This window comes from [Mannheimia] succiniciproducens MBEL55E, assembly GCF_000007745.1.
In the GTDB taxonomy this organism is placed as follows: domain Bacteria; phylum Pseudomonadota; class Gammaproteobacteria; order Enterobacterales; family Pasteurellaceae; genus Basfia; species Basfia succiniciproducens.
In genome coordinates, this window is sequence record NC_006300.1 from 1,231,774 (window position 1) to 1,253,333 (window position 21,560).

Annotated in this window: 15 protein-coding genes and 1 pseudogene; 6 read left to right on the forward strand and 10 right to left on the reverse strand. The window is 43.6% G+C overall.

Translation table 11 applies throughout. The features are described 5' to 3' along the window. Positions 1–4 precede the first annotated feature (4 nt). Both MS_RS05645 and MS_RS11100 read left to right on the forward strand, forming a co-directional pair. Entirely contained in the window at positions 5–931 is a 927-nt protein-coding gene (locus MS_RS05645; protein ID WP_041639763.1) for an aminoimidazole riboside kinase, read from the forward strand. Positions 932–1,269: 338 nt separating this feature from the next. Further along, positions 1,270–1,971: an IS256 family transposase, variant Zn-binding type gene (locus tag MS_RS11100; RefSeq protein WP_011200409.1), complete on the forward strand. Its 702-nt coding sequence runs from the start codon at positions 1,270–1,272 to the stop codon at positions 1,969–1,971. Between the two features lie 314 nt (positions 1,972–2,285). Here the strand turns inward: MS_RS11100 and treC are convergent, their stop codons facing one another. The 3 genes from treC to MS_RS05665 form a co-directional block, all read right to left on the reverse strand. After that, positions 2,286–3,908 (reverse strand): alpha,alpha-phosphotrehalase, encoded by a 1,623-nt coding sequence (treC, locus tag MS_RS05655; RefSeq protein WP_011200410.1) that lies wholly within the window; start codon positions 3,906–3,908, stop codon positions 2,286–2,288. A gap of 335 nt (positions 3,909–4,243) precedes the next feature. Next, positions 4,244–5,671 (reverse strand): PTS trehalose transporter subunit IIBC, encoded by a 1,428-nt coding sequence (treB, locus tag MS_RS05660; RefSeq protein ID WP_011200411.1) that lies wholly within the window; start codon positions 5,669–5,671, stop codon positions 4,244–4,246. A 108-nt stretch (positions 5,672–5,779) separates the two neighbouring features. Continuing rightward, positions 5,780–6,718: a LacI family DNA-binding transcriptional regulator gene (locus MS_RS05665; RefSeq protein WP_011200412.1), complete on the reverse strand. Its 939-nt coding sequence runs from the start codon at positions 6,716–6,718 to the stop codon at positions 5,780–5,782. A gap of 662 nt (positions 6,719–7,380) precedes the next feature. On the opposite strand from MS_RS05665, the gene ettA reads away from it, so the two are divergent. Then, the gene (gene ettA / locus MS_RS05670; RefSeq protein WP_041639766.1) at positions 7,381–9,051 is read left to right on the forward strand and encodes an energy-dependent translational throttle protein EttA; all 1,671 of its coding nucleotides are present in this window, start codon (positions 7,381–7,383) and stop codon (positions 9,049–9,051) included. Between the two features lie 68 nt (positions 9,052–9,119). Here ettA and selD read toward each other — a convergent pair whose 3' ends face one another. Continuing rightward, the gene (selD, locus tag MS_RS05675) at positions 9,120–10,208 is read right to left on the reverse strand and encodes a selenide, water dikinase SelD (protein ID WP_083754310.1); all 1,089 of its coding nucleotides are present in this window, start codon (positions 10,206–10,208) and stop codon (positions 9,120–9,122) included. A 174-nt stretch (positions 10,209–10,382) separates the two neighbouring features. On the opposite strand from selD, the gene gntR reads away from it, so the two are divergent. Both gntR and ytfE read left to right on the forward strand, forming a co-directional pair. Beyond that, a complete protein-coding gene (gene gntR / locus MS_RS05680) occupies positions 10,383–11,381 on the forward strand; it encodes a gluconate operon transcriptional repressor GntR (RefSeq protein ID WP_011200416.1) in 999 nt (332 codons plus the stop codon). Positions 11,382–11,581: 200 nt separating this feature from the next. Beyond that, positions 11,582–12,253, forward strand: coding sequence for an iron-sulfur cluster repair protein YtfE (ytfE, locus tag MS_RS05685; protein ID WP_011200417.1), 672 nt, complete (start codon positions 11,582–11,584; stop codon positions 12,251–12,253). Between the two features lie 49 nt (positions 12,254–12,302). Here ytfE and qseC read toward each other — a convergent pair. The 3 genes and pseudogenes from qseC to MS_RS10870 form a co-directional block, all read right to left on the reverse strand. Continuing rightward, positions 12,303–13,693, reverse strand: a pseudogene (gene qseC / locus MS_RS05690) (quorum sensing histidine kinase QseC). Then, a complete protein-coding gene (locus MS_RS05695) occupies positions 13,690–14,355 on the reverse strand; it encodes a response regulator (RefSeq protein ID WP_041639767.1) in 666 nt (221 codons plus the stop codon). Before MS_RS05695 ends, qseC begins: the two are co-directional and overlap by 4 nt. A gap of 194 nt (positions 14,356–14,549) precedes the next feature. Continuing rightward, positions 14,550–15,149, reverse strand: coding sequence for a YgiW/YdeI family stress tolerance OB fold protein (locus tag MS_RS10870; RefSeq protein WP_011200421.1), 600 nt, complete (start codon positions 15,147–15,149; stop codon positions 14,550–14,552). Positions 15,150–15,246: 97 nt separating this feature from the next. Between MS_RS10870 and MS_RS05705 the strand changes: the two genes are divergently transcribed. After that, complete coding sequence (locus MS_RS05705; RefSeq protein ID WP_011200422.1) at positions 15,247–16,362, forward strand: pyridoxal phosphate-dependent aminotransferase; 1,116 nt, start codon at positions 15,247–15,249, stop codon at positions 16,360–16,362. Positions 16,363–16,461: 99 nt separating this feature from the next. Here the strand turns inward: MS_RS05705 and cysI are convergent, their stop codons facing one another. The 3 genes from cysI to MS_RS05720 form a co-directional block, all read right to left on the reverse strand. After that, positions 16,462–18,228, reverse strand: a complete 1,767-nt coding sequence (cysI, locus tag MS_RS05710; RefSeq protein WP_011200423.1) for an assimilatory sulfite reductase (NADPH) hemoprotein subunit — start codon at positions 18,226–18,228, stop codon at positions 16,462–16,464. Between the two features lie 12 nt (positions 18,229–18,240). Further along, entirely contained in the window at positions 18,241–20,034 is a 1,794-nt protein-coding gene (locus tag MS_RS05715) for an assimilatory sulfite reductase (NADPH) flavoprotein subunit (protein WP_011200424.1), read from the reverse strand. A 68-nt stretch (positions 20,035–20,102) separates the two neighbouring features. Next, entirely contained in the window at positions 20,103–21,392 is a 1,290-nt protein-coding gene (locus MS_RS05720) for a sulfate adenylyltransferase subunit 1 (RefSeq protein ID WP_041639770.1), read from the reverse strand. Positions 21,393–21,560 lie beyond the last annotated feature (168 nt).

Below are 21,560 nucleotides of genomic sequence, written 5' to 3' on the forward strand. Positions count from 1 at the left end.
GCATATGACAAACAAAATTTGGGTATTAGGCGATGCCGTGGTGGATTTAATTCCTGACGGAGACAACCATTATTTGCGTTGCGCAGGCGGCGCACCGGCTAATGTGGCGGTCGGCGTTGCCCGTTTAGGTGTGCCTAGCGCATTTATCGGCCGTGTAGGTAAAGATCCGTTAGGGGAATTTATGCGCGATACGCTGAATCAGGAAAATGTAAACACCGATTATATGTTGTTAGATCCTAAACAACGTACTTCGACGGTGGTGGTTGGATTAACTGACGGCGAACGTAGTTTTACCTTTATGGTGAATCCAAGTGCGGATCAATTTTTACAAATTTCCGATCTGCCGCAATTTCAAGCCGGAGACTGGTTGCACTGCTGCTCTATCGCCTTAATCAATGAACCGACCCGCAGCGCTACTTTCACGGCAATGAAAAATATCCGTGCGGCCGGCGGTAAAGTATCTTTCGATCCGAATTTACGCGAAAGCTTATGGAAATCCCAGGATGAAATGATCGATGTGGTGATGGAAGCGGTAAGCCTTGCCGACGTATTGAAATTTTCAGAAGAAGAATTAACGCTGTTAACCCATACCGACAGCCTGGAAAAATCTTTTGAAAAAATCACCGCACTTTATCCCGATAAATTGATTATTGTCACTTTAGGGAAAGAAGGTGCGCTCTATCATCTGCACGGTAAAAAAGAGGTGGTTGCAGGGAAAGCGCTGAAACCGGTAGATACCACCGGGGCCGGCGACGCTTTTGTCAGCGGGTTATTAGCCGGATTATCACAAACGGAAAACTGGCAGCAACCTGAACAACTCGTTACTATTATTCGCCAGGCCAACGCCAGCGGCGCGCTTGCCACAACGGCAAAAGGCGCTATGTCGGCATTACCGAATCAGCAACAATTAGCGGAATTTTTAGCAAACTAAAATTCGCAAAATTTATTCCAAACTCATTCTCCGATTGCGGTATAGTAGACAAAATAGTTGGTAAAAAGTCCATTGAAGCCTTATATTATCTAGCTTTAATGGACTTTTTTGAAAATGAATAAAAAATTTGCCCAAATTGTCAAAAATCCAGCATTCAGAAATATGGTACTCAAAACCATATTCAACGTTACAAATGTAATGTCTGCAACAAAATATTTACGCTAAAAAATAAACTTGATTCTATAAAAATTTGGCATGATTACACGCTTGGTAAACAGACTTATAAGCAGCTTGCCGAGAGCTATCATTGCTCAGTCAGAACAATCCAAAGACATCTCTTGAAAGCGCCCAAAACACCTCTAAATTTACCACAAAATGAGATATTAAATATCGTCATGGATACGACCTTTTTCGGAAACGAGTTTGGTGTATTGGTACTTATGGACAGCCTTTCTAAAAAGGTTGTTTATCACAAGATTGTCAATGCGGAAAGGGTCATTTATTATCGTAAAGCAATCAATGAATTAAGAGAGAAAGATTATAAAATTCAATCAATTACCTGTGACGGAAGGCGTGGTTTGCTGAAAGATATTCTTAATACGCCGATTCAAATGTGTCAATTTCATCAAGTGGCTATTGTAATTCGTCGGATTACTCGAAAACCAAAATCAGAGGCGGGAAAGGAATTAAAAATCTTAATTAAAACGCTTAAAACGAGCAGTAAAAATAAGTTCTATATCAATCTTCATCATTGGTATTTAAAGCATAAAAACTTCTTAAATGAACGTTCAAGCATACCTGATAAAGCGGGCAAATATCCGTTTAAACATCGAAATCTTCGGAGTGCGTATTCAAGTTTAAAACGACATGAAGAGTTCCTTTTTACCTTTGAAAAATATCCTGAATTAAAGATAGAAAAGACGACAAATCGGCTGGAAGGGCTGTTTAGTGAACTGAAGCGTAAATTAGCGCTTCATAATGGGTTATCGAAGAAAAATAAGATTATGTTTATAAAGGATTTTTTAAATGAAAAGAGTTGATTAATTATTAATAAAAATAAAAAACCAACTCATTTGTCTACTAGGGCATAGGGATCTCAAAATTACCAACTATTTTGTCTACTATGCCTTAATTGCATCAACTTAAAAAGTAAAAATGCAGTGCGTTAAGCGGCCTATGTGAGTGTTCCGCTAAATCTGCACGAATTAAAGAACGTTTATATGCCCCTAATCGGCAGGTTATATCCATTGATTAGTACAGTACAAAAAAGTCCGGCGCTTATCACCGGACTTTTTTATGCCTAAAAATAGAATTTGGTATAAATATATTGTTTTTTATATTTACCGGCTATCTTTTAAGCTAGGAAATACAGCGCCTGGTAAGGTTTTAAACAAATGCCGGAGTCTTCTTGGGTTATATCCGCATAATTGTTGATTAACACCTGACCTTGCGGTTTTATTTCGATAAATTGCGGCTGATTGCTCAAATTAGCCGCAACCGTTAACCGCTCACCGGCAGTCGAACGTTGATACAGCCATACGGACTCATGGTTCGGTAGAAGATCACTATAATCGCCGTCGGTTAATACCGCTAATTGTTTACGTAACGCAATCAATTTTTGATAGGTATAAAATACCGAATCTCTATCCGCCAACGCCTGTTCGACGTTGATTTGCGGATAATTTTTAGCCACGCCAATCCACGGCGTAGCACTGGTAAAACCGGCATTCGGCGAAGCGTCCCATTGTACCGGCGTACGCGAATTATCACGTGATTTTTGCGCTAAAATCTGCAAAATTTCAACCGCACTTTTTCCCTGATTTTGCAGAATTTGATAGGCATTCAGACTTTCTACATCGCGATACTCTTCAATGGAAGAGAAATTCGGGTTAGTCATACCGATTTCTTCACCTTGATAGATATACGGCGTACCCTGCATTCCGTGTAATAACATCGCCAGCATTTTGGCGGACAGGGTGCGCAGTTCGCCTTCATCGCCGAAACGGGAAACAATACGCGGCTGGTCGTGGTTGCACCAAAACAGCGCATTCCACGCTTTACCATGCATACCCTTTTGCCAGTAGTTGAAAATCGATTTAAGCTCTACATAATCCGGTTTGGCATAAGTCCATTTTTCACCGTTCGGATAATCTACTTTGAGATGATGGAAATTGAAGGTCATCGATAACTCGGAGCCGTCCAGATTGGCGTAGCGCTGACAATGTTCCAGTTTAGTCGAAGACATTTCGCCCACCGTCATCAAACCGAAAGGTTTTAACGCATTTTGATTCAATTCTTGCAGATATTGGTGGATTTTCGGCCCGTCGGTATAAAAGCGGCGACCGTCACCCTCAAAATCGTCCTCATATTTTTCCGGCTTGGAAATCAGGTTGACGACATCCAGACGCAAGCCGTCCACGCCCTTTTCCGCCCAGAAACGACAAATATCGTACAGTTCGGCGCGTAATTTAGGATTTTCCCAGTTAAGATCCGCCTGCTCCGGCGCAAATAAATGCAGGTAATATTTTTGCGCCTTATCCGACCATTTCCACGCATTACCGCCGAATTTGGATTGCCAATTAGTCGGCTGCTCGCGCCAAATATAATAGTCGTGGTACTCGCTGTTCGGATCTTCGCCCTGCTTAAACCATTGGTGAAAAGTTGAGCTGTGATTGAATACCATATCCATCACAATACGGATATCACGCTTATGCGCCTCGGCAATCAGTTGCTCAAAATCCGCCATCGTACCGTAACTCGGGTCGATATTACGGTAATCGGCGATGTCATAACCGTTATCAATTTGCGGCGAAACATACATCGGAGTAATCCAGATACCGTCAATACCCAGAGTTTGCAGATAATCCAAGCGCTTAATAATTCCCTGAATATCACCGGTACCGGAACCTGTCGTGTCCTGAAAACTTTTCGGGTAAATCTGATAAATTACCCCGTTTTTCCACCAGTTATCGTTCATTTTGCTTTCCTTTAAATATTTTTTGATATCTCACTGTACACTTTTTGCCAAATCTCCCCTAATCCCTCTTTGCTAAAGAGGGGAATTTGATCTCTAAATGTTTTAATTCAGTAAAAATAATCAAATTTAGATGATCCGGTAATCTATCAATCCGCTCTCTATCCCTCTTTGCTAAAGAGAGAAATTTGATCTCTAGATGTTTTAATTTACTGAAAATAATCAAATTTAGATGAGCCGGCAATCTATAAATCCGCTTTCTATCAGTTCCCTTCTTTAGCAAAGAGGGATTAGGGGAGATTTGGCAGACTAAAAACTTAAAGTGAGAGCTTAACAATTTATTCCAGTGTTCCCGCCGCTTCTTTGCGTTTATATATTGCCATCGTTAATAAAATCGGCACGATAATCGCAACTAACATCGCAATGGCGAAAGTTCCCCAGAATTGGTGCTGAATCGAAAGAATGCCCGGTAAACCGCCGACCCCGATACTGCTTGCCAACACGCCGGCAAATCCGCACACCAATGCCGCACAGGCGGAACCTGTCATCGCGCAAAGCATTGGGAAACGGTATTTTAAGTTGATACCGTACATTGCCGGCTCGGTAACCCCCAGATAAGCGGAAAGCGCCGCAGGTACCGCTACTTCGCGTACACTGGCTTTTTTCGCCATAATTAATACCGCAACTACCGCAGACGCCTGAGCGATATTTGATAAGGCGATTAACGGCCATACGGGCGTACCGCCGATGCTTTGGATCATCTGCATATCGATAGCAAGTGAAGTCTGATGTACACCGGTAACCACCAACGGCGCATATAAGAAACCGAATAAAGCGGCGCCGATTGGAGCGAATTCGCCAGTCATCGCCGCTTTCACCACAAAGGCTACGCCGTTACCGATTTCACGTCCGATAGGGCCGATAATAGAATGTGCCAGAAACACCACTAAAATCAGCGACGTGACGGGTACAATGATCAGATTTAAGAAATCCGGCACGATTTTATTTAAGAAACGCTCGATATAGGAAAGGGTTAAGCCCGCCATAATCGCCGGAATAACTTGTGCCTGATAACCGACTTTTTCAATCGAAAATAAACCGAAATCCCACACTTCCGGAATTTGCGAACCTAACGCATAGGAATTCATCAACTGTGAGGACACCAGAGTAACGCCAAGGGTAATACCAAGAATCGGCGAAGTACCCATTTTACGCGCAATCGACCAACAGATACCGACAGGCAGGAAGAAGAAAATCGCCTCGCCGATAAGCCACAGGAAGCTGTGCATACTCGCCCAGAACGCGCTGATATCGACCAGAGTTTTAGTCCCCTCTTCAAACATCTTAATATCGCCGATTACGTTGCGGAAACCTAAAATCAAACCTCCGCTGATAAGTGCCGGCAATAACGGAATAAAAATATCCGCCATATGGGAAATTAAACTTTCATACCATTTTTGATTTTTGCGTGCCGCCGCTTTAACCTGCTCCTTATCCACGCTCGCCAAACCGGTCTTTTCCAGTAAAACCTGATAATAATCCCCCACTTCCTGGCCGATAACCACTTGATATTGTCCGCCGGTCGCAAAATTAGCTTTCACCATAGGCAACTCTTCGATAGTCTTTGCATCCACTTTACTTTCATCATTTAACACGAATCGCAGACGGGTAATACAATGAGTTACCGTCGCAATATTTTCCCGCCCGCCGACAGCAACAATTAATTTATCGACATTTTTAGGATCTACTTTATTGATTTTCGCCATAGGATATTCCTCTAACCATTGAAATCGGCCAAATTATAACCTGCAGAAATAAAGTGTAAATGGGAACGTTCCCAATTTTATTCAAAAATATGACAGTGATCACAAAATTTAAGGTTGATGTGTTGAAACCAGATAATGCTCCGTTGAAGATTTTCCCCGTAACTGTCGCATTAATAACTCCACTGCTTTCAGTCCGGCCTGACAATAGCCGAAATCCAAAGATAAAGCGTTTGGCATCATATATTGCAGCAGTTCGTTATATCCCACATATGCTATCGGGAAGACCCGTCCCGATTGTTGAGAAAATTTAAACGCGCCTAAAGCAAGCCGACCGGTAGCGCAAACCAGCGCATCCACCGGTCGGGTAAAAAGTTCCGCACAATGCAAGTATGCACTTTCCGCACTGAGTTCAACCGACACCGAATTCGGACGAATATTATGAGACCGACAAAATTGTAAATAGCTTTGAGTGCGCAGCTTACCTGTTGTTTCGTCACTGTCCTGAATACCCAAATAAGCGATTCTACGATGTCCTTGCCGGTAAAGTTCCGTCATCAAGCGAGTAATTGCCTGTTCATCGTCATAATAAACAGAACTGATATTCGGGTAAGTACGTGCAATCACAACCAGAGAACCCTGCCACTCCCGCACGATTTCAAGAGGTAAAGGAAAAAAACCAAAAAGAATGACGGCATTGACCTGACGTTCACGAAAAAGCTGAAAATGATGTCGCACCTGCTCGGCTTCAAAGCGGCTTTCAACTATCAAAGGTGTAATATGTTCAGCCTGCAATGCCTGTAAAATTGCACGTAAAGTCTGAGATTCACTGCCTGAATCAAGTTTTGAGACAATCACACCTACTACCGGTTCTTGTCCCGCCCGCATGGCTCGAGCGGAACGATTAGGCTGAAAACCGAGTCGATCAATCACTCGTTGAACTTTCTCGCGGGTTTCCGACCGCACTTTAGGATCTTTATTCAGTACGCGGGAAACCGTCGACTTCCCCACATTGCAGAGTTTGGCAATTTCATTAATGGTGTATTTCATAAAGGCCTGTCCTAAATATCGGTGTTGTAATTTGTGAACAAAAATTATACTTAAAATAGGTTTTTGCCGCTATATAAATAGCTCCTCAAATCCCATCGCCATCTTATACAAAAATCCGATATAACCGAGAATACGCCCTGATTTTAACCATAAAAAAGAAAAAATATCATATCCGCAAGAAGTCAATAAACATCACACTTTTGCAATTATTTCTCACCTGATACGGATAAAACCACCATTACGGAAAAAGTATTACCATACGGAAATGCAATCTAGGTTTCATATTTTCTCACTGTAAAGCAAACGTTCTCGTCCGTATTTATCAAAAAATCTTGACATATATCAATTAAATACAAAATCGGGCTTTTCAAGCCAGAACTTTTCCGCTACCATCCGCTTCGTCAAGTAATTGCTTGATATTCATAAAGTTCCTAAATAAAATAATCATAAATAGCTAAACTACTTTCCTACCACCCTTTAAGGGTGGTTTTTTTTGTCTGTGTTCTGTTTAAACACTTTTATCCGAATAAAAACCATACTAAATACAAAATTTCCATTTTTTAAACCGCACTTTTAGAGTATTTGCTCAACTCCCCTTACCAATACATCAATTTTCGAGTAAAATGCACCGCTAAATTCAGTTAACCATTATGGGATTTTATATGTCATCACAATTCGTTTTTACGATGCATCGGGTGGGCAAAGTAGTTCCCCCGAAGCGACACATTCTTAAAGATATTTCTCTAAGCTTCTTCCCCGGAGCAAAAATCGGCGTATTAGGCTTAAATGGTGCGGGTAAATCCACCCTTTTGCGCATTATGGCCGGCGTAGATAAAGAATTTGAAGGCGAAGCCCGTCCGCAACCGGGGATCAAAATCGGTTATTTACCGCAAGAACCTAAATTAGATCCGCAGCAAACCGTGCGCGAAGCCATTGAGGAAGCGGTTTCTGAAGTCAAAAGCGCATTAACGCGTTTAGACGAAGTCTATGCGCTTTATGCGGATCCTGACGCCGATTTCGATAAACTCGCTGCGGAACAGGCCAAATTAGAAGCAGTTATTCAAGCCCATGACGGTCACAATTTAGATAATCAGTTGGAACGTGCGGCGGACGCCTTACGCTTACCGGAATGGGAGGCAAAAATCGAAAATTTATCCGGTGGCGAACGCCGTCGTGTGGCCTTATGCCGTTTATTGCTGGAAAAACCGGATATGTTGCTGTTAGACGAGCCGACCAACCACTTGGATGCGGAATCCGTAGCCTGGTTAGAACGCTTCTTGCATGATTATGAAGGTACCGTTGTAGCCATTACCCACGACCGTTACTTCTTAGACAATGTTGCAGGTTGGATTTTAGAACTTGACCGCGGCGAAGGCATTCCTTGGGAAGGTAACTATTCTTCCTGGTTGGAACAAAAAGAAAAACGCTTAGCGCAGGAACAAGCGCAGGAATCCGCCCGCCAAAAATCCATCGAAAAAGAATTGGAATGGGTACGTCAAAACCCGAAAGGCCGTCAAGCGAAAAGCAAAGCCCGTATGGCCCGCTTTGAAGAATTGAATTCCGGCGAATACCAAAAACGTAATGAGACCAACGAACTCTTTATTCCGCCCGGCCCTCGTTTAGGTGATAAGGTGCTGGAAGTCGAACATTTGACTAAATCCTATGGCGAACGCACATTAATTGACGATTTGTCTTTCTCAATCCCTAAAGGTGCTATTGTCGGGATTATCGGTCCCAACGGTGCCGGTAAATCCACTTTGTTCCGTATGCTTTCCGGTAAGGAACAACCGGATTCGGGATCTATCACCTTGGGTGAAACGGTGGTGCTGGCCTCGGTAGATCAATTCCGCGACGCAATGGATGACAAAAAAACCGTCTGGGAAGAAGTGTCGAACGGTCAGGATATTTTGACGATCGGTAACTTTGAAATCCCAAGCCGTGCTTATGTGGGCCGTTTTAACTTCAAAGGGGTTGATCAGCAAAAACGTGTGGGTGAATTATCCGGTGGTGAACGAGGCCGCCTGCATCTTGCGAAACTGCTACAACGCGGCGGTAATGTTTTATTATTGGATGAACCGACCAATGATCTTGATGTGGAAACCTTGCGCGCATTAGAAAACGCGATCTTGGAATTTCCGGGCTGCGCGATGGTGATTTCCCACGACCGTTGGTTCTTAGACCGTATCGCAACTCATATTTTAGATTACGGTGACGAAGGCAAAGTCACCTTCTATGAAGGTAACTTCTCAGACTACGAAGAGTGGAAAAAGAAAACCTTTGGTGCGGAATCTACTCAACCGCATCGTATGAAATACAAACGTATTGCGAAATAGTTAATATTTCAACCAGCATAAAAAATGGCTAAACTCGTTAAGTTTAGCCATTCCTTTTTTAAAAGCATCTAATCCAATATCCGAATAATCACCGGATCTGAATTATCGACCCGTCTACGTAATTCGCCGACTTCAATCAACTCAATACCCGCTTGGGCGGCAAGTTCCAGCAATTGTGTTTCACCCTCAGGTTTAACCGCAACCAATAAACCGCCGGAAGTTTGCGGATCGCATAAAACCGCTTTTTGAAACTCGGTAATTGCACCAATCTTGATTCCGTAACTCTCATAATTTCGCGTTACTCCGCCGGCTAAACAGCCTTGCTCGATATAATAAGGTACACCGTCCAGCATTTTAATTTTATTAAAATGTACATCGGCGACCAAATTCGATCCTTCGCAAATTTCAGCCAAATGACCTAACAACCCGAATCCGGTTACATCGGTCATCGCGGTGACGGATTCCAATTGCGAGAACTGACTGCCAATTAAATTCATTTGGCACATCACTTCCGTTGCCAACCCTTTATGTTCGGGTTTCAATTTACCTCGTTTTTCAGCGGTCGTTAAAATACCGATACCCAATGGCTTGGTTAAATAGAGTTTGCTTCCTGCTTCAGCGGAAGCATTACGTTTTACTTTTTCAGTAGGCACAATTCCCGTTACGGCTAAACCGAAAATAGGTTCCGGCGCATCAATAGAGTGCCCGCCCGCTAAAGCGATTCCCGCTTCACGACAAGCAAAACGTCCGCCATCCACAATCTTTTGCGCCACCTCTGCCGGCAATACATTAATCGGAAATCCAAGGATTGCGATCGCCATTATCGGTTTTCCGCCCATAGCGAAAATATCACTAATGGCATTGGTCGCGGCGATACGTCCGAAATCGAACGGATCGTCAACAATCGGCATGAAAAAGTCCGTGGTACTGATAATACAAGTACCGTTACCAATGTCATAAACCGCCGCATCATCATTAGTGTCGTTCCCCACTAATAAATGAGGATCAACAAATTGTTCCAGCTGACTGTGTAAAATAGTCCCTAACACCTTAGGAGAAATCTTACAGCCTCAACCTGCGCCATGGCTATACTGAGTCAGCCGAATTTGTTCCGCCTCGCTTAAAGCCGGTCGAACTTCATTCGCATCATTTTGCATGCTAAGCTCCTTGTGTTAAGAAATAGGATTTGCATATTATACCCTGATTTATAACAAAACTTGGGATAATTATTATATTTTCTAACCTTATCGGCAAAAAGTCCCTTAAGCGGTTTTAACCTGCTACCGAATCCAGTAGAATAACGCTTAATAAGGATTTTTAACGACGGAATTATGACAAAACACAAACGCCCAACCTTACAAGATATCGCAAATCATCTAGGCATTACCAAAATGACGATCAGTCGTTATTTACGTAACCCTGCCTCCGTTGCGGAGGAAACCGGTAAGCGCATTGCCAAAGCCATTGAAGAATTCGGTTATATTCCCAACCGGGCGCCGGATATTCTGTCCAATGCCAAAAGCCGTGCTATCGGTGTGCTTGTGCCCTCTTTAACTAACCAGGTTTTTGCCGATGTTATTAAAGGAATTGAAGAAATCACCGATGAGGCGGGTTATCAAACCATGCTGGCTCACTACGGTTATAGCGAAAAGAAAGAAGAACAGCGCATTGAAAGTTTGCTCTCTTATAATGTTGACGGCATTATCCTATCGGAAAACAGCCATTCCGAGCGTACAAAAAAAATGCTGCAGGTTGCTAATATTCCCGTAATTGAAATTATGGATACCAGCGAAATCGGTATTCAGCAGGTGATCGGTTTCGATAATATTGCTGCGGCACAGGCGATGGTTGAGACTATGATTAAGCGCGGATACAAAAAAATCGTCTATTTTTCCGCACGGCTGGATAAACGCACTCAATTAAAAATGCAGGGCTATCAACAAGCAATGAAAAAATATCAGCTGTCGCCACGAATCATTGCTACAAAAGAGCATTCCTCGTTTACCCACGGAGCAGAATTATTACATCAGGCATTGAAACAATACCCTGATATCGACGGTATTTTCTGTACCAATGACGACCTGGCTATCGGCGCATTATTTGAATGTCAACGTTTGGGTATTAAAGTTCCCAAGCAAATCGCCATTGCCGGTTTTCACGGGCATGATGTAGGGCAATCCATCACGCCGCAACTGGCTACGGTTATTACGCCGAGATTACAAATCGGGCGAATCGCCGCTCAAGAACTTTTGGCTCGGCTACAAAATATTCCGGCACAGAGTTCGATTATTAATCTGGGTTATCAAATCCATCTGGGCGAAAGCATATAGTAAAAAGTGCGGTTGAAATTTTTGAATTTTCGACCGCACTTTTCTTCCTATTACTAGGTATTCTTTTTGACTTTAATCATGAATTTATAACGATTTAATAAAAAATTTCAAAAAGTACTTTGTATTTCTCATTAAATATCCTACTATTTTAGTCAAGTTATTCAAATTCTATTTTCCCCACTACAAATTCAGAGGTAATTATGTCTTTTGCAAATCAAAAACTAAGTGACATCGCATTAACCGTTCCCGGCGCAATTCAATTGTTTCGAGAATATGATTTAGATTATTGCTGCGGAGGTGCAGTAGAATTGGCCGTTGCCGTACAGGAAAAAAATTTAGATATTAATGAAATCAACGCTCGCTTAACCGAATTACAAAATAATCCGGTAAACGCAGAAGAACGGGATTGGACAAGCGCCTCGTTTGATGAGCTGATTGACTATATTGTGCCTCGTTTTCATGACGGTCACCGTAGTCAGTTGCCCGAACTAATTACCCTGGCGGAAAAAGTTGAGCAGGTACACGGCGATCGTCCGGACTGCCCGACCGGGGTTGCCGCCGAATTACGCAATATGCTGACGGATCTTACTCAGCATATGATGAAAGAAGAGCAGATTTTATTCCCGATGATTAAGGCGGGCAATTACATGATGGCAAGAATGCCGATTCAGGTAATGGAAATGGAACATGCGGAAATGGGTGATCAGCTGGAAGTATTAAAATCCTTGACCGACAATCTGACGCCGCCCGCCGACGCCTGTACCAGCTGGCTGGCATTATATAGCGGTATTGAACACTTTATTGATGAATTAATGTTGCATACCCATACGGAAAATAATATTCTTTTTCCTCGCGTGCGTAATGCCGCTTAATCTGACAAAAAAGTGCGGTAAATTTTACCGCACTTTTGCTTTTATCCGTTTAATTCAGTTTAATTATTGAGCGAAAACCGATACATTTGCCTGATTGATCCTTAATGTTCTCAACGATGAATTCATAATGGTGCAATTCGGCAATGCGATGCACAATAGACAAACCTAAACCGCTTCCCTTTTCATTCTGCCCGGCGGGGCGATAAAAACGTTGCCCTAATTTATTAATATCCTCATCGCTTACCCCATACCCGTTATCTTCAATAACCACGGTATCTTCATTTAAATTCACCTGAATAACGGAACCTTCCGGGCAATATTTTATACAATTATCAATAAGATTACGCAACATAAGCGAAACTAATAACGGCTGTCCTTTTTTAACCTGAGGCAACGCCTTTCGGTCAAATTTAATCTCAATATTTCGTTGCTGAGCATGGCTGTATTGTTCGCTAATTACTGCCGGAATCAGTTGTTCCCAATAAATGGGTTCCAATTCGTTTAGTTGCGATAAATTATCCAGACGGGACAAAATAAGCAGCTGTTCGATTAACTGACTCGCCCGATCAATGCCTTTCGTTAAATTATCTAACGCTTGTGTCTGTAATTCAGGCTCATCGGTAAGCATTTGCGCCACTTCGGTTTGTATTCGCAGAGCGGCTAGAGGGCTACGCAGCTCATGGGCGGCATCAGAGGTAAAACGGCGCTCGCGCCGGAAAGTTTCCGCCGTACGGGCAAAATAGCCATTCAGGCTTTGCAATAAGGGCAACACTTCCGTCGGCATATCCGCCGTATCAATTAAGTGATTATCTTCTGGCGATCGTTCTCTTACCTCCGCAGAAACACGATTTAATAAGCGTAATTCATGATGAATAACAAAAATAATAAGCCCAATCAGCAACGGCAGACTTGCGATCCAAATCCACATCTGACCCAATACGAAATTATTGATTAAGTTATTGCGGTAATCCATTTCCTGTCCGACCGCAATAATCAGATTTTTATCTTTTGAAGGCAGCCAGAATATACGCCAAGACTCATTTCCTTCCGATAACTTCGTTTCCGTAAAGCCCCGATCCGGCGCAAATTGAAATTTTGCCCCGTTGGCATCATCGCTTACCAGCATCTCGCCGGAACGGGTAAAAATGGCAAATGCCAAAGCATCATCGTCATAACTCATCGGTGCTCTCAAAGGTGCCAAATGTCTGGCAAACCGCCCTCTCATATTACGCTCGCGCTGCTGTTCATGCAAAATCTGTTGCAATAGGAAGAAGATAAGCGCTTTGCCAATAAATACTGCTGAATATCAAACATATTATTGACTTCCTGACGGACATAATGCCAATTTAACGCGCTTGTCACGCCCCAAATAACCAACGCAATAAAGGAAAGGATCACAATTAACCGAAGTCGAATGCTGTTCATCTTCAATAAATTCATTCTTCGTTTTTACCTAAGGCATAACCGACACCATGTACCGTGCGAATAAACTGTTTACCTAATTTTTGACGTAAATTATGAATATGCACTTCAAGGGCGTTGCTGCTTACTTCATCGTCCCAGTTATATAATTTCTCCTCAATAAACGAACGGGACAACACCCGCTCTTTATTCATCATAAATAATTCGAGCAAATTATATTCTCTGGTGGTTAACGGAATGTCTTTGCCTTGCAGGCTGACTTTGCGACTGTTCGGATCAAATTTGACTAAGCTGTGTTCAACGATAGGATTCGCCTGACCGTAGCGACGACGAATCAGCGCCTGTAAGCGGGCAATGACTTCCGCTAAGGCAAAAGGTTTGCATAAATAATCATCCGCACCGCGTTGCAAACCGGTAACCCGATCATTCAAGGTATCGCGGGCGGTTAATATTAACACCGGCGTGTCAATTTTTTCATTACGCCATTGTTGCAGAATATCCATACCGTCCATACCGGGCAAGGTTAGATCTAATACAACAGCATCATAAGGTGCGGATTTTATCGCCTGTAAACCGGTTTTTCCGTCTGTGAACCAATCCACTGAAAAGCCTGATTTGGTTAATCCCACTTTGATGCCGTTACCGATTAATGCATCATCTTCAATTAACAATATTCTCATCATCATGCTACTCACAATAAATGTAGGGATACACTGCTGCTATCAAATCACAAGAATACAGCAATTTGAGTAAAGACAGACGGACGCAGCAGTGTATTCCTACATCTACTTCCGGCTATTCTAATTCATTTCGTTTCTATAAAAAAGGCGACATCGCTGTCGCCATTAGTTTAATCGCACAATTGCTGCGTTTTTTACTGATTATTGCCGGTTTTATTCCCTTGAGACGGCGCTGCCACATCTGGTCTAATCTGTTCGATATGAACGGCAAGCACTTCCGTTTTACCCCAGGATTTTTCAACATTCGCTACTAAACGAACGCGATCATCCGCAGAAAAAATATCGCCGTGCCATGCCCGACGGGAAATTTCTATTTCCAATTCTCCGCTACCGTCTTTAAATACATAATCTTTTCGACCGACGCGCTTAATGATATTACCTTCCAGCACAATCATTTGATCGTCTTCCCATTTACCGGCATCCGCCACGCGGGTAACCGACTGGTTTGCAACAAAACCGCCTCGTTGCCCCATTTGCATTCCCATGTAGGGCGCATTGCCCGGCATATTTTTAAACCCTCTGCGCATATTCGCTCTTCCGTCCGGATAACCCCGGTTACACATAGCGCCGTTACACATAGGATTATATTCTCTTACCATGCCGCAAGGCATCACTTCATACGCCGGCGCATTGGCTGCTGGCGCATTAGTTTGCACGTTGTCCGCCGCATTGGCAAAAAACGCCATACCCATGGTTGATAATGCTAAAATAGTTGCTAAACTTACTTTTTTCATACTATGTTCTCCTTACCTCATTGATAATAACCGCTCTTTATTTGAGCCCAGTAAAACATAGAATTATTAAAAAATAATTAAGGACAAAGGAAAAACTATGCGATACGACAAAATGTCCCCTTTTATTGTAATGGATATTGTAAGAGAGGCGGCAAAATACCCCAACGCCATTCACTTTGAAATAGGTCAACCGGATCTGGCGCCGTCGGAAAAAGTGAAAAAAGCATTGCAAAGTGCGGTAGAAAATAACAAATTTTCTTACACCGAAAGCTTAGGGTTATTAGCGCTGCGGGAAAAAATCTGCCAATATTATGACCGCACTTATCATGTCAAAATTACGCCGAATCGCGTACTGCTTACTCCCGGCACAAGCGGTGCATTTTTAATCGCCTATGCGCTAACTTTAGCGCAGGATGATAAATTAGGTTTGACCGACCCGTCTTATCCCTGCTACAAAAATTTTGCCTATATGATGGATATTCAGCCTGAATTTATGCCCGTGGATAAACATAATTGCTATCAGCTTGAGGTTGGGCAATTAAAAGGACGTAACATCAAAGCATTGCAGATTTCCTCGCCGGCGAATCCCACCGGAAATATTTATACCGCCGAAAGTTTGAAAAGCTTAAACGATTACTGCATGGAAAATCATATTGATTTTATTTCCGATGAGCTTTATCACGGCTTGGTTTATGATCAAAATGCCGCCACCGCCTTACAATTCAATCCGAGAGCCTATGTAATTAACGGTTTCTCAAAATATTATTGTATGCCGGGTATGCGTTTGGGCTGGATTATTGTACCGGAAGACAAGGTTCGCGAAGCGGAAATTATCGCGCAAAATATTTTTATCTCGGCGCCGACATTGAGCCAATATGCCGCACTTGAAGCCTTTGAGGAAGAATTTCTAACGGCGACCAAACAAGTATTTCAACAACGGCGCGATTTTTTATACGATGCGTTAAAAGACTTATTCACCATTGAATTTAAACCTCAAGGCGCATTTTATTTATGGGCTGACGTTTCAAAATATACCGATGACAGCTACCAATTCGCTAAAAAAATGTTGCATGAAATCCAGGTCGCCGCAACGCCGGGCATTGATTTCGGCGAGAACGGCACCAAACATTATTTGCGCTTCGCCTACACCAGAGACATCGAACATTTACGCGAAGGTGTAGAACGCATGAAACAATGGTTGAAAAATAAATAGTCTTTCTTCAACACTGATAAAAAATCAAAAAAATTAACCGCACTTTTGATCGAATATCATCAAAAGTGCGGTTAAAAATTTTAAAATTTTTGTAAAAGCTTAAACGGCAACCGTCGGAATTAAGTTTTCATCCCAGAAATCCACCACCGGATTAACCACCGGTTTGATGATGCCGACGCGAAGTACGAAATCGCCGAAACCTTCTCCTTGATCGCGTTCCGTTGCCCAGCGTGCGATTAAGCCGTCCAGTTCCGAAAGAATTTCATCAAGTGTGATGTTTTCTTTATACAGTCTTGGAATACGGGTTCCCGCAATATTGCCGCCGAGATGAAGGTTATAGCGCCCGACCGCTTTGCCCACCAGGCCGATTTCCGCTAACATTGCGCGTCCGCAGCCGTTCGGGCAACCGGTAATGCGGGTGACGATATAGTCTTGCTCCACATGGTGTTTCGCCATAATTTTATCCAGTTCGTCGATAAATTCCGGCAATACCCGTTCCGATTCCGCCATTGCCAGCGGGCAGGTTGGGAAGGATACGCAGGACATGGCGTTTTCACGCAATTTGGTAATCTTTCTGATTAAACCGTATTGGCGGGCGATATCTTCGATTTGCCGTTTATCTTCTTCGGCAACATTGGCGATAATAATATTCTGGTTGGCCGTGATACGGAAATCGCCCTTATGCACTTTCGCCAGTTCCAGCATACCGGTCATTAACGGCAAATCCGGTTTATCCACTAAGCGACCGCTTTCAATAAAACAGGTTAAATGCCATTTTTTATCAATACCTTTTACCCAGCCGATACGGTCGCCGCGCTCGGTAAATTCAAACGGTCGGATTGCTTCGAATCGGCGCCCCATACGGCGTTCCACTTCTTCGCGGAAACCTTCTAAGGTCATATTCTGAATAGTATAACGCAAGCGGGCGTTTTTACGATCCGCACGGTTACCGAAATCGCGCTGCGTGGTTACAATGGATTCGGCGGCTTTCAGGGTATCTTCAACCGGCACATAACCTAATTCAAGAGCAATATTCGGATAGGTTTTCGTATTGCCGTGTTCAAAGGAAAGCCCGCCGCCCACAAGCACGTTAAAGCCTGCCAGTTTGCCGGTTTTTTCGTCTTTAATGCCCACGAAATTCATATCGTTGCTATATAAATCCACGTCGTTTAACGGCGGCAATACCACGGCGGTTTTATATTTACGCGGTAAATAACGGTTACCTAAAATAGGCTCGTCTTCCTGGCCTAAAAAGCTGTCGGAACTTTGCACTTTTTTGCCTGAAATCCACACATCCAGATAGCCGTTAGTGCGCGGCAATAAATGCTCGGAAATTTTCTTCGCCCATTCGTAGGCTTCCTGATGCAATTCCGATTCAACCGGGTTTGAAGAACATAGCACATTACGGTTCATATCCGAGGCGGTGGCGATGGAATCCAGCCCCAGTTTATGCAGCAAGCGGTGCATATCCTGCAATTTGGTTTTCGGCACTCCGTGATATTGGAACGTCTGGCGGTTGGTTAAACGAATCGATTGATAATAATTGTTATCCCGTGCAAATTTATCAATTTCAATCCATTGCTCGGGCTTAATAATCCCGCCCGGCAAACGGCAACGTAACAGCATAAATTTCCGCGGCTCCAGTTTTTCCTCCTGGCGTTCGGCACGAATATCGCGGTCGTCCTGTTCATACATTCCGTGGAAACGGATTAATTGGAAATTATCGCCCTTAAAACCGCCGGTTAAACCGTCTTCCAAATCATCTAAAATAGTACCGCGCAAGTGGTTGCTTTCCTCTTTTAAACGTTCGTTATCAGACAGCGGGTTATCCTGCCACTCCAGGCCTTTTTGTTTTTTATCGCTCATTGGTATTCACTCCTAATACACATCACGTTGATAGCGTTTATCTTCGCGCAAGTCATTTAAATATTCTTCCGCATCCTCCGGCGTTAATTTGCCTTCCCGTGCGATCACTTCCAGCAAAGCGTTTTCCACGTCTTTTGCCATTTTAGAGGCATCGCCGCATACATAAACATGTGCGCCCTCCTGCAGCCATTGCCAAAGTGCGGTGGATTTTTCACGAATTTTATCCTGCACATAAATTTTCTCCGCCTGATCCCGCGACCACGCAAAATCGTATTTATGCAGATAGCCGTCCTTGACGAATTGTTGCCATTCCGCCTGATATAGGAAATCCGTCGCAAAATGCTGATTACCGAAAATCAGCCAGTTTTTGCCCTCGGCCTCCTCTGCCTGGCGTTGTTGCAGGAATGCACGGAACGGCGCAATACCTGTTCCCGAACCAATCATAATGATCGGTTTCGATTTATCCTGCGGCAGGCGGAAATTATCATTCGGTTCCACAAAGATTTTCACTTCGCCGTCTTCTTCCACGCGATCCGCTAAAAAGCCGGAAGCAACGCCTGTTCTCGCCCGCCCTTCATGTTCGAAACGTACCACGCCGACACTTAAATGCACTTCTTCGCCCACTTCTTCCGGCGAAGAGGAAATGGAATATAAGCGCGGCGTTAACGGACGTAATAAATCAGCAAATTGCTGCGCACTAATTTTGGCCGGAAAGTCGTGCAATACGTCAACAATCGGTGTGTCATTTACATAATCCGCCAGTTTTTTATCGCTACTCACTAATGCGGTTAACTTTTTGTTATTTGCTAATTGAGCATAGCCTTTCACAAAAGCCGGGGTGTTTTGCGTTAATTCCAGACGGCTTAAAAGTGCGCCATGAATATCCAAGCTTTTGCCGTTTAATTGAACGGATTCGTCAGGTTGGATTTTCAATAACCCCAGTACTTCGTTAATTAAATCGGGATCATTTTCCGCCCATACCCCCAGTGCATCACCCGCTTTGTATTGCAAACCGGAACCGGATAAATCAAATTCGAAATGGCGCACATCTTTTGCCGAATCGCGGGCGGTAATTTTCTGATTGGTGATAAGTTTCGCCGTATATGGATTTTCTTTGCTGTAATTAACCGCACTTTGCGCCGAGCTTGCGCTTACAACAGATGCGACAACGGAAGCCGAAACGGCGGATTTGGCTTTAACCGCCTCAACCACATCCTGGATCCATTTATCGGCGGTCGATTTGAAATCAAGATCCGCGTCGGCACGTGCCAGTAAGCGTTTCGCACCGAGTTCTTCAAAACGTTTGTCGAAATCTTTTCCCGCCTGGCAGAAATTAGGATATGAAGTATCGCCTAAACCTAATACTGCAAACTCAAGGTTGGCTAAATTCGGTGCTTTTTTACCATGCAACAATTTATAAAGCGGCACGCCTTCTTCCGGCGCTTCGCCTTCGCCCTGTGTTGAGGTAACCAATAGGACAAACTGTTCATCGCCAATGGTTTTGGCTTTATACTCTTTCAGCGCTTTGCGGGTTACATTGACGCCTTCCGCTTTTAAACGTTCCGCCAACTGATTCGCCACCCCATTGGCATTGCCGGTTTGCGATGCGGACAGCACTGTCACATTTAAAGGTTTATCTTCAGTTACAAGGGTTGAAGCCGCATTTTTATTTGTCACATTTGTACCTGCATCCTCACCCTGTGCCTTAGCCCAGGCATAACCGGAAAGCCACGCCAGTTGGATTGGATTTAACTTTGCCAGCAACTGTTCCGTTTCCGGCGGTAAAGGGTTTGTTGTGTTTGACATTTTATTTTTCCCACAAATTATTAAAAATCACTCCCTCCCTTAGCAAAGAGAGGAAATACTTCCCGGTACTAAATTTCCAGAATCATTCCCGCCGCAACCGTGTGATAAGTTGCTTCGTCAATCAAGATAAAGGATCCCGTTGCGATGTTTTGCGCGTATGTTGTTGCGGTAATCGGTTTTTGCAAGCTGATTTGCACTTCTCCGATATCATTCATTTTTAAGCTGTCCGCTTGCGCCGAATGGCTTAAAGTCTGCACGTCCAGGACGCGATCCACGCTGGATACTTTGGCGAATACGGTTAATGTCGTGTGTTTTAATAAATATTTACGTGCCGGATTTAGTGCGCGCTGATCAAACCAGCAAACCGTCGCCTTTAACGCTTTGGTTGCAACCGTTGCCGAATTTTCCGCTAAAAAAGTATCGCCGCGGGAAATATCAATATCGTCCGCTAAACGCAATGTGACCTGCTCGCCCACTTTTGCCGACTGCACCAGGCCGTTCGGCGAATAAATTTCGGTAATCCGAGTTTCATACCCTGTCGGCTCGATACGGACTTTATCGCCCTTACGGATAGAACCGGATTCAATACGCCCCTGATAACCGCGGAAATCGTCCTGTTTATCCTGATCCAAACGGCTGACCAATTGCACCGGGAAATGAAAATCCTCCGCTTTTTCGGATTGGTGATCATCCGTCGGCAGATTTTCTAAAACGGTTAACAAGGCTTCGCCTTCATACCAGGGCGTCGCATCGCTTTTATGCACAATATTATCACCCTGCAAAGCGGAAACCGGTACAAACACCACTTCTTTCAAACCCAGCTGTTTCGCTAATTTTGTATAGGCGGCGGTGATTGCATTGAATTTATTCTGTTCGAAATTCAGCAAATCCATTTTGTTAACGGCCACGATAATATGCGGGGTGTTTAGATGCTTTAAAATGGCGGAATGACGTTTGGTTTGCGCTAATAATTCCACTTCTTCTTTAGAAAAATCCAATTGAGAAGCATCAATTAGCACCACCGCCGCATTGGCGGTTGAAGCGCCCGTTACCATATTGCGGGTGTATTGCTCGTGTCCCGGGGTATCGGCGATAATGAATTTACGTTTTGCCGTAGAAAAATAACGATACGCCACATCAATGGTAATACCCTGTTCGCGTTCCGCTTCCAACCCGTCGGTTAAAATGGAAAAATCAATCACTTCCCCGTTGCTTTTGGATTTATCCAGACTTAACAGCTGATCGCTCAATAAGGCTTTACTATCGTAAAGTAAACGACCGATCAGCGTGCTTTTACCGTCATCCACACTGCCTGCGGTGATAAAACGAAGTGGTGCATATTGGTTTAGGTTGCTCATTATATAATCCTTCAATATTCTGTTTAGCTCCCTTCTTTGCCGCCTTGTGTGCTTGAATTTGTAGGAAAATTTAGCATGTTTGAGCTACGTAGTAGCGAGTTCTAAATTTTCCGTTAAACAAATTCAGGCTAAGCAAGGAAACAAGGCAAAGCAGGGGGTGCTTTCTTT

What these genes read in the sequence shown, in the direction of transcription:
- cysI (WP_011200423.1), bottom strand. Translation starts at nt 18,228, where the DNA reads ATGAGCGATAAAAAACAAAAAGGCCTGGAGTGGCAGGATAACCCGCTG.
- MS_RS10870 (WP_011200421.1), bottom strand. Translation starts at nt 15,149, where the DNA reads ATGAAAAAAGTAAGTTTAGCAACTATTTTAGCATTATCAACCATGGGT.
- MS_RS05645 (WP_041639763.1), top strand. Translation starts at nt 5, where the DNA reads ATGACAAACAAAATTTGGGTATTAGGCGATGCCGTGGTGGATTTAATT.
- MS_RS05715 (WP_011200424.1), bottom strand. Translation starts at nt 20,034, where the DNA reads ATGTCAAACACAACAAACCCTTTACCGCCGGAAACGGAACAGTTGCTG.
- MS_RS05720 (WP_041639770.1), bottom strand. Translation starts at nt 21,392, where the DNA reads ATGAGCAACCTAAACCAATATGCACCACTTCGTTTTATCACCGCAGGC.
- MS_RS05705 (WP_011200422.1), top strand. Translation starts at nt 15,247, where the DNA reads ATGCGATACGACAAAATGTCCCCTTTTATTGTAATGGATATTGTAAGA.
- MS_RS05695 (WP_041639767.1), bottom strand. Translation starts at nt 14,355, where the DNA reads ATGAGAATATTGTTAATTGAAGATGATGCATTAATCGGTAACGGCATC.
- treB (WP_011200411.1), bottom strand. Translation starts at nt 5,671, where the DNA reads ATGGCGAAAATCAATAAAGTAGATCCTAAAAATGTCGATAAATTAATT.
- ytfE (WP_011200417.1), top strand. Translation starts at nt 11,582, where the DNA reads ATGTCTTTTGCAAATCAAAAACTAAGTGACATCGCATTAACCGTTCCC.
- MS_RS05665 (WP_011200412.1), bottom strand. Translation starts at nt 6,718, where the DNA reads ATGAAATACACCATTAATGAAATTGCCAAACTCTGCAATGTGGGGAAG.
- gntR (WP_011200416.1), top strand. Translation starts at nt 10,383, where the DNA reads ATGACAAAACACAAACGCCCAACCTTACAAGATATCGCAAATCATCTA.
- treC (WP_011200410.1), bottom strand. Translation starts at nt 3,908, where the DNA reads ATGAACGATAACTGGTGGAAAAACGGGGTAATTTATCAGATTTACCCG.
- ettA (WP_041639766.1), top strand. Translation starts at nt 7,381, where the DNA reads ATGTCATCACAATTCGTTTTTACGATGCATCGGGTGGGCAAAGTAGTT.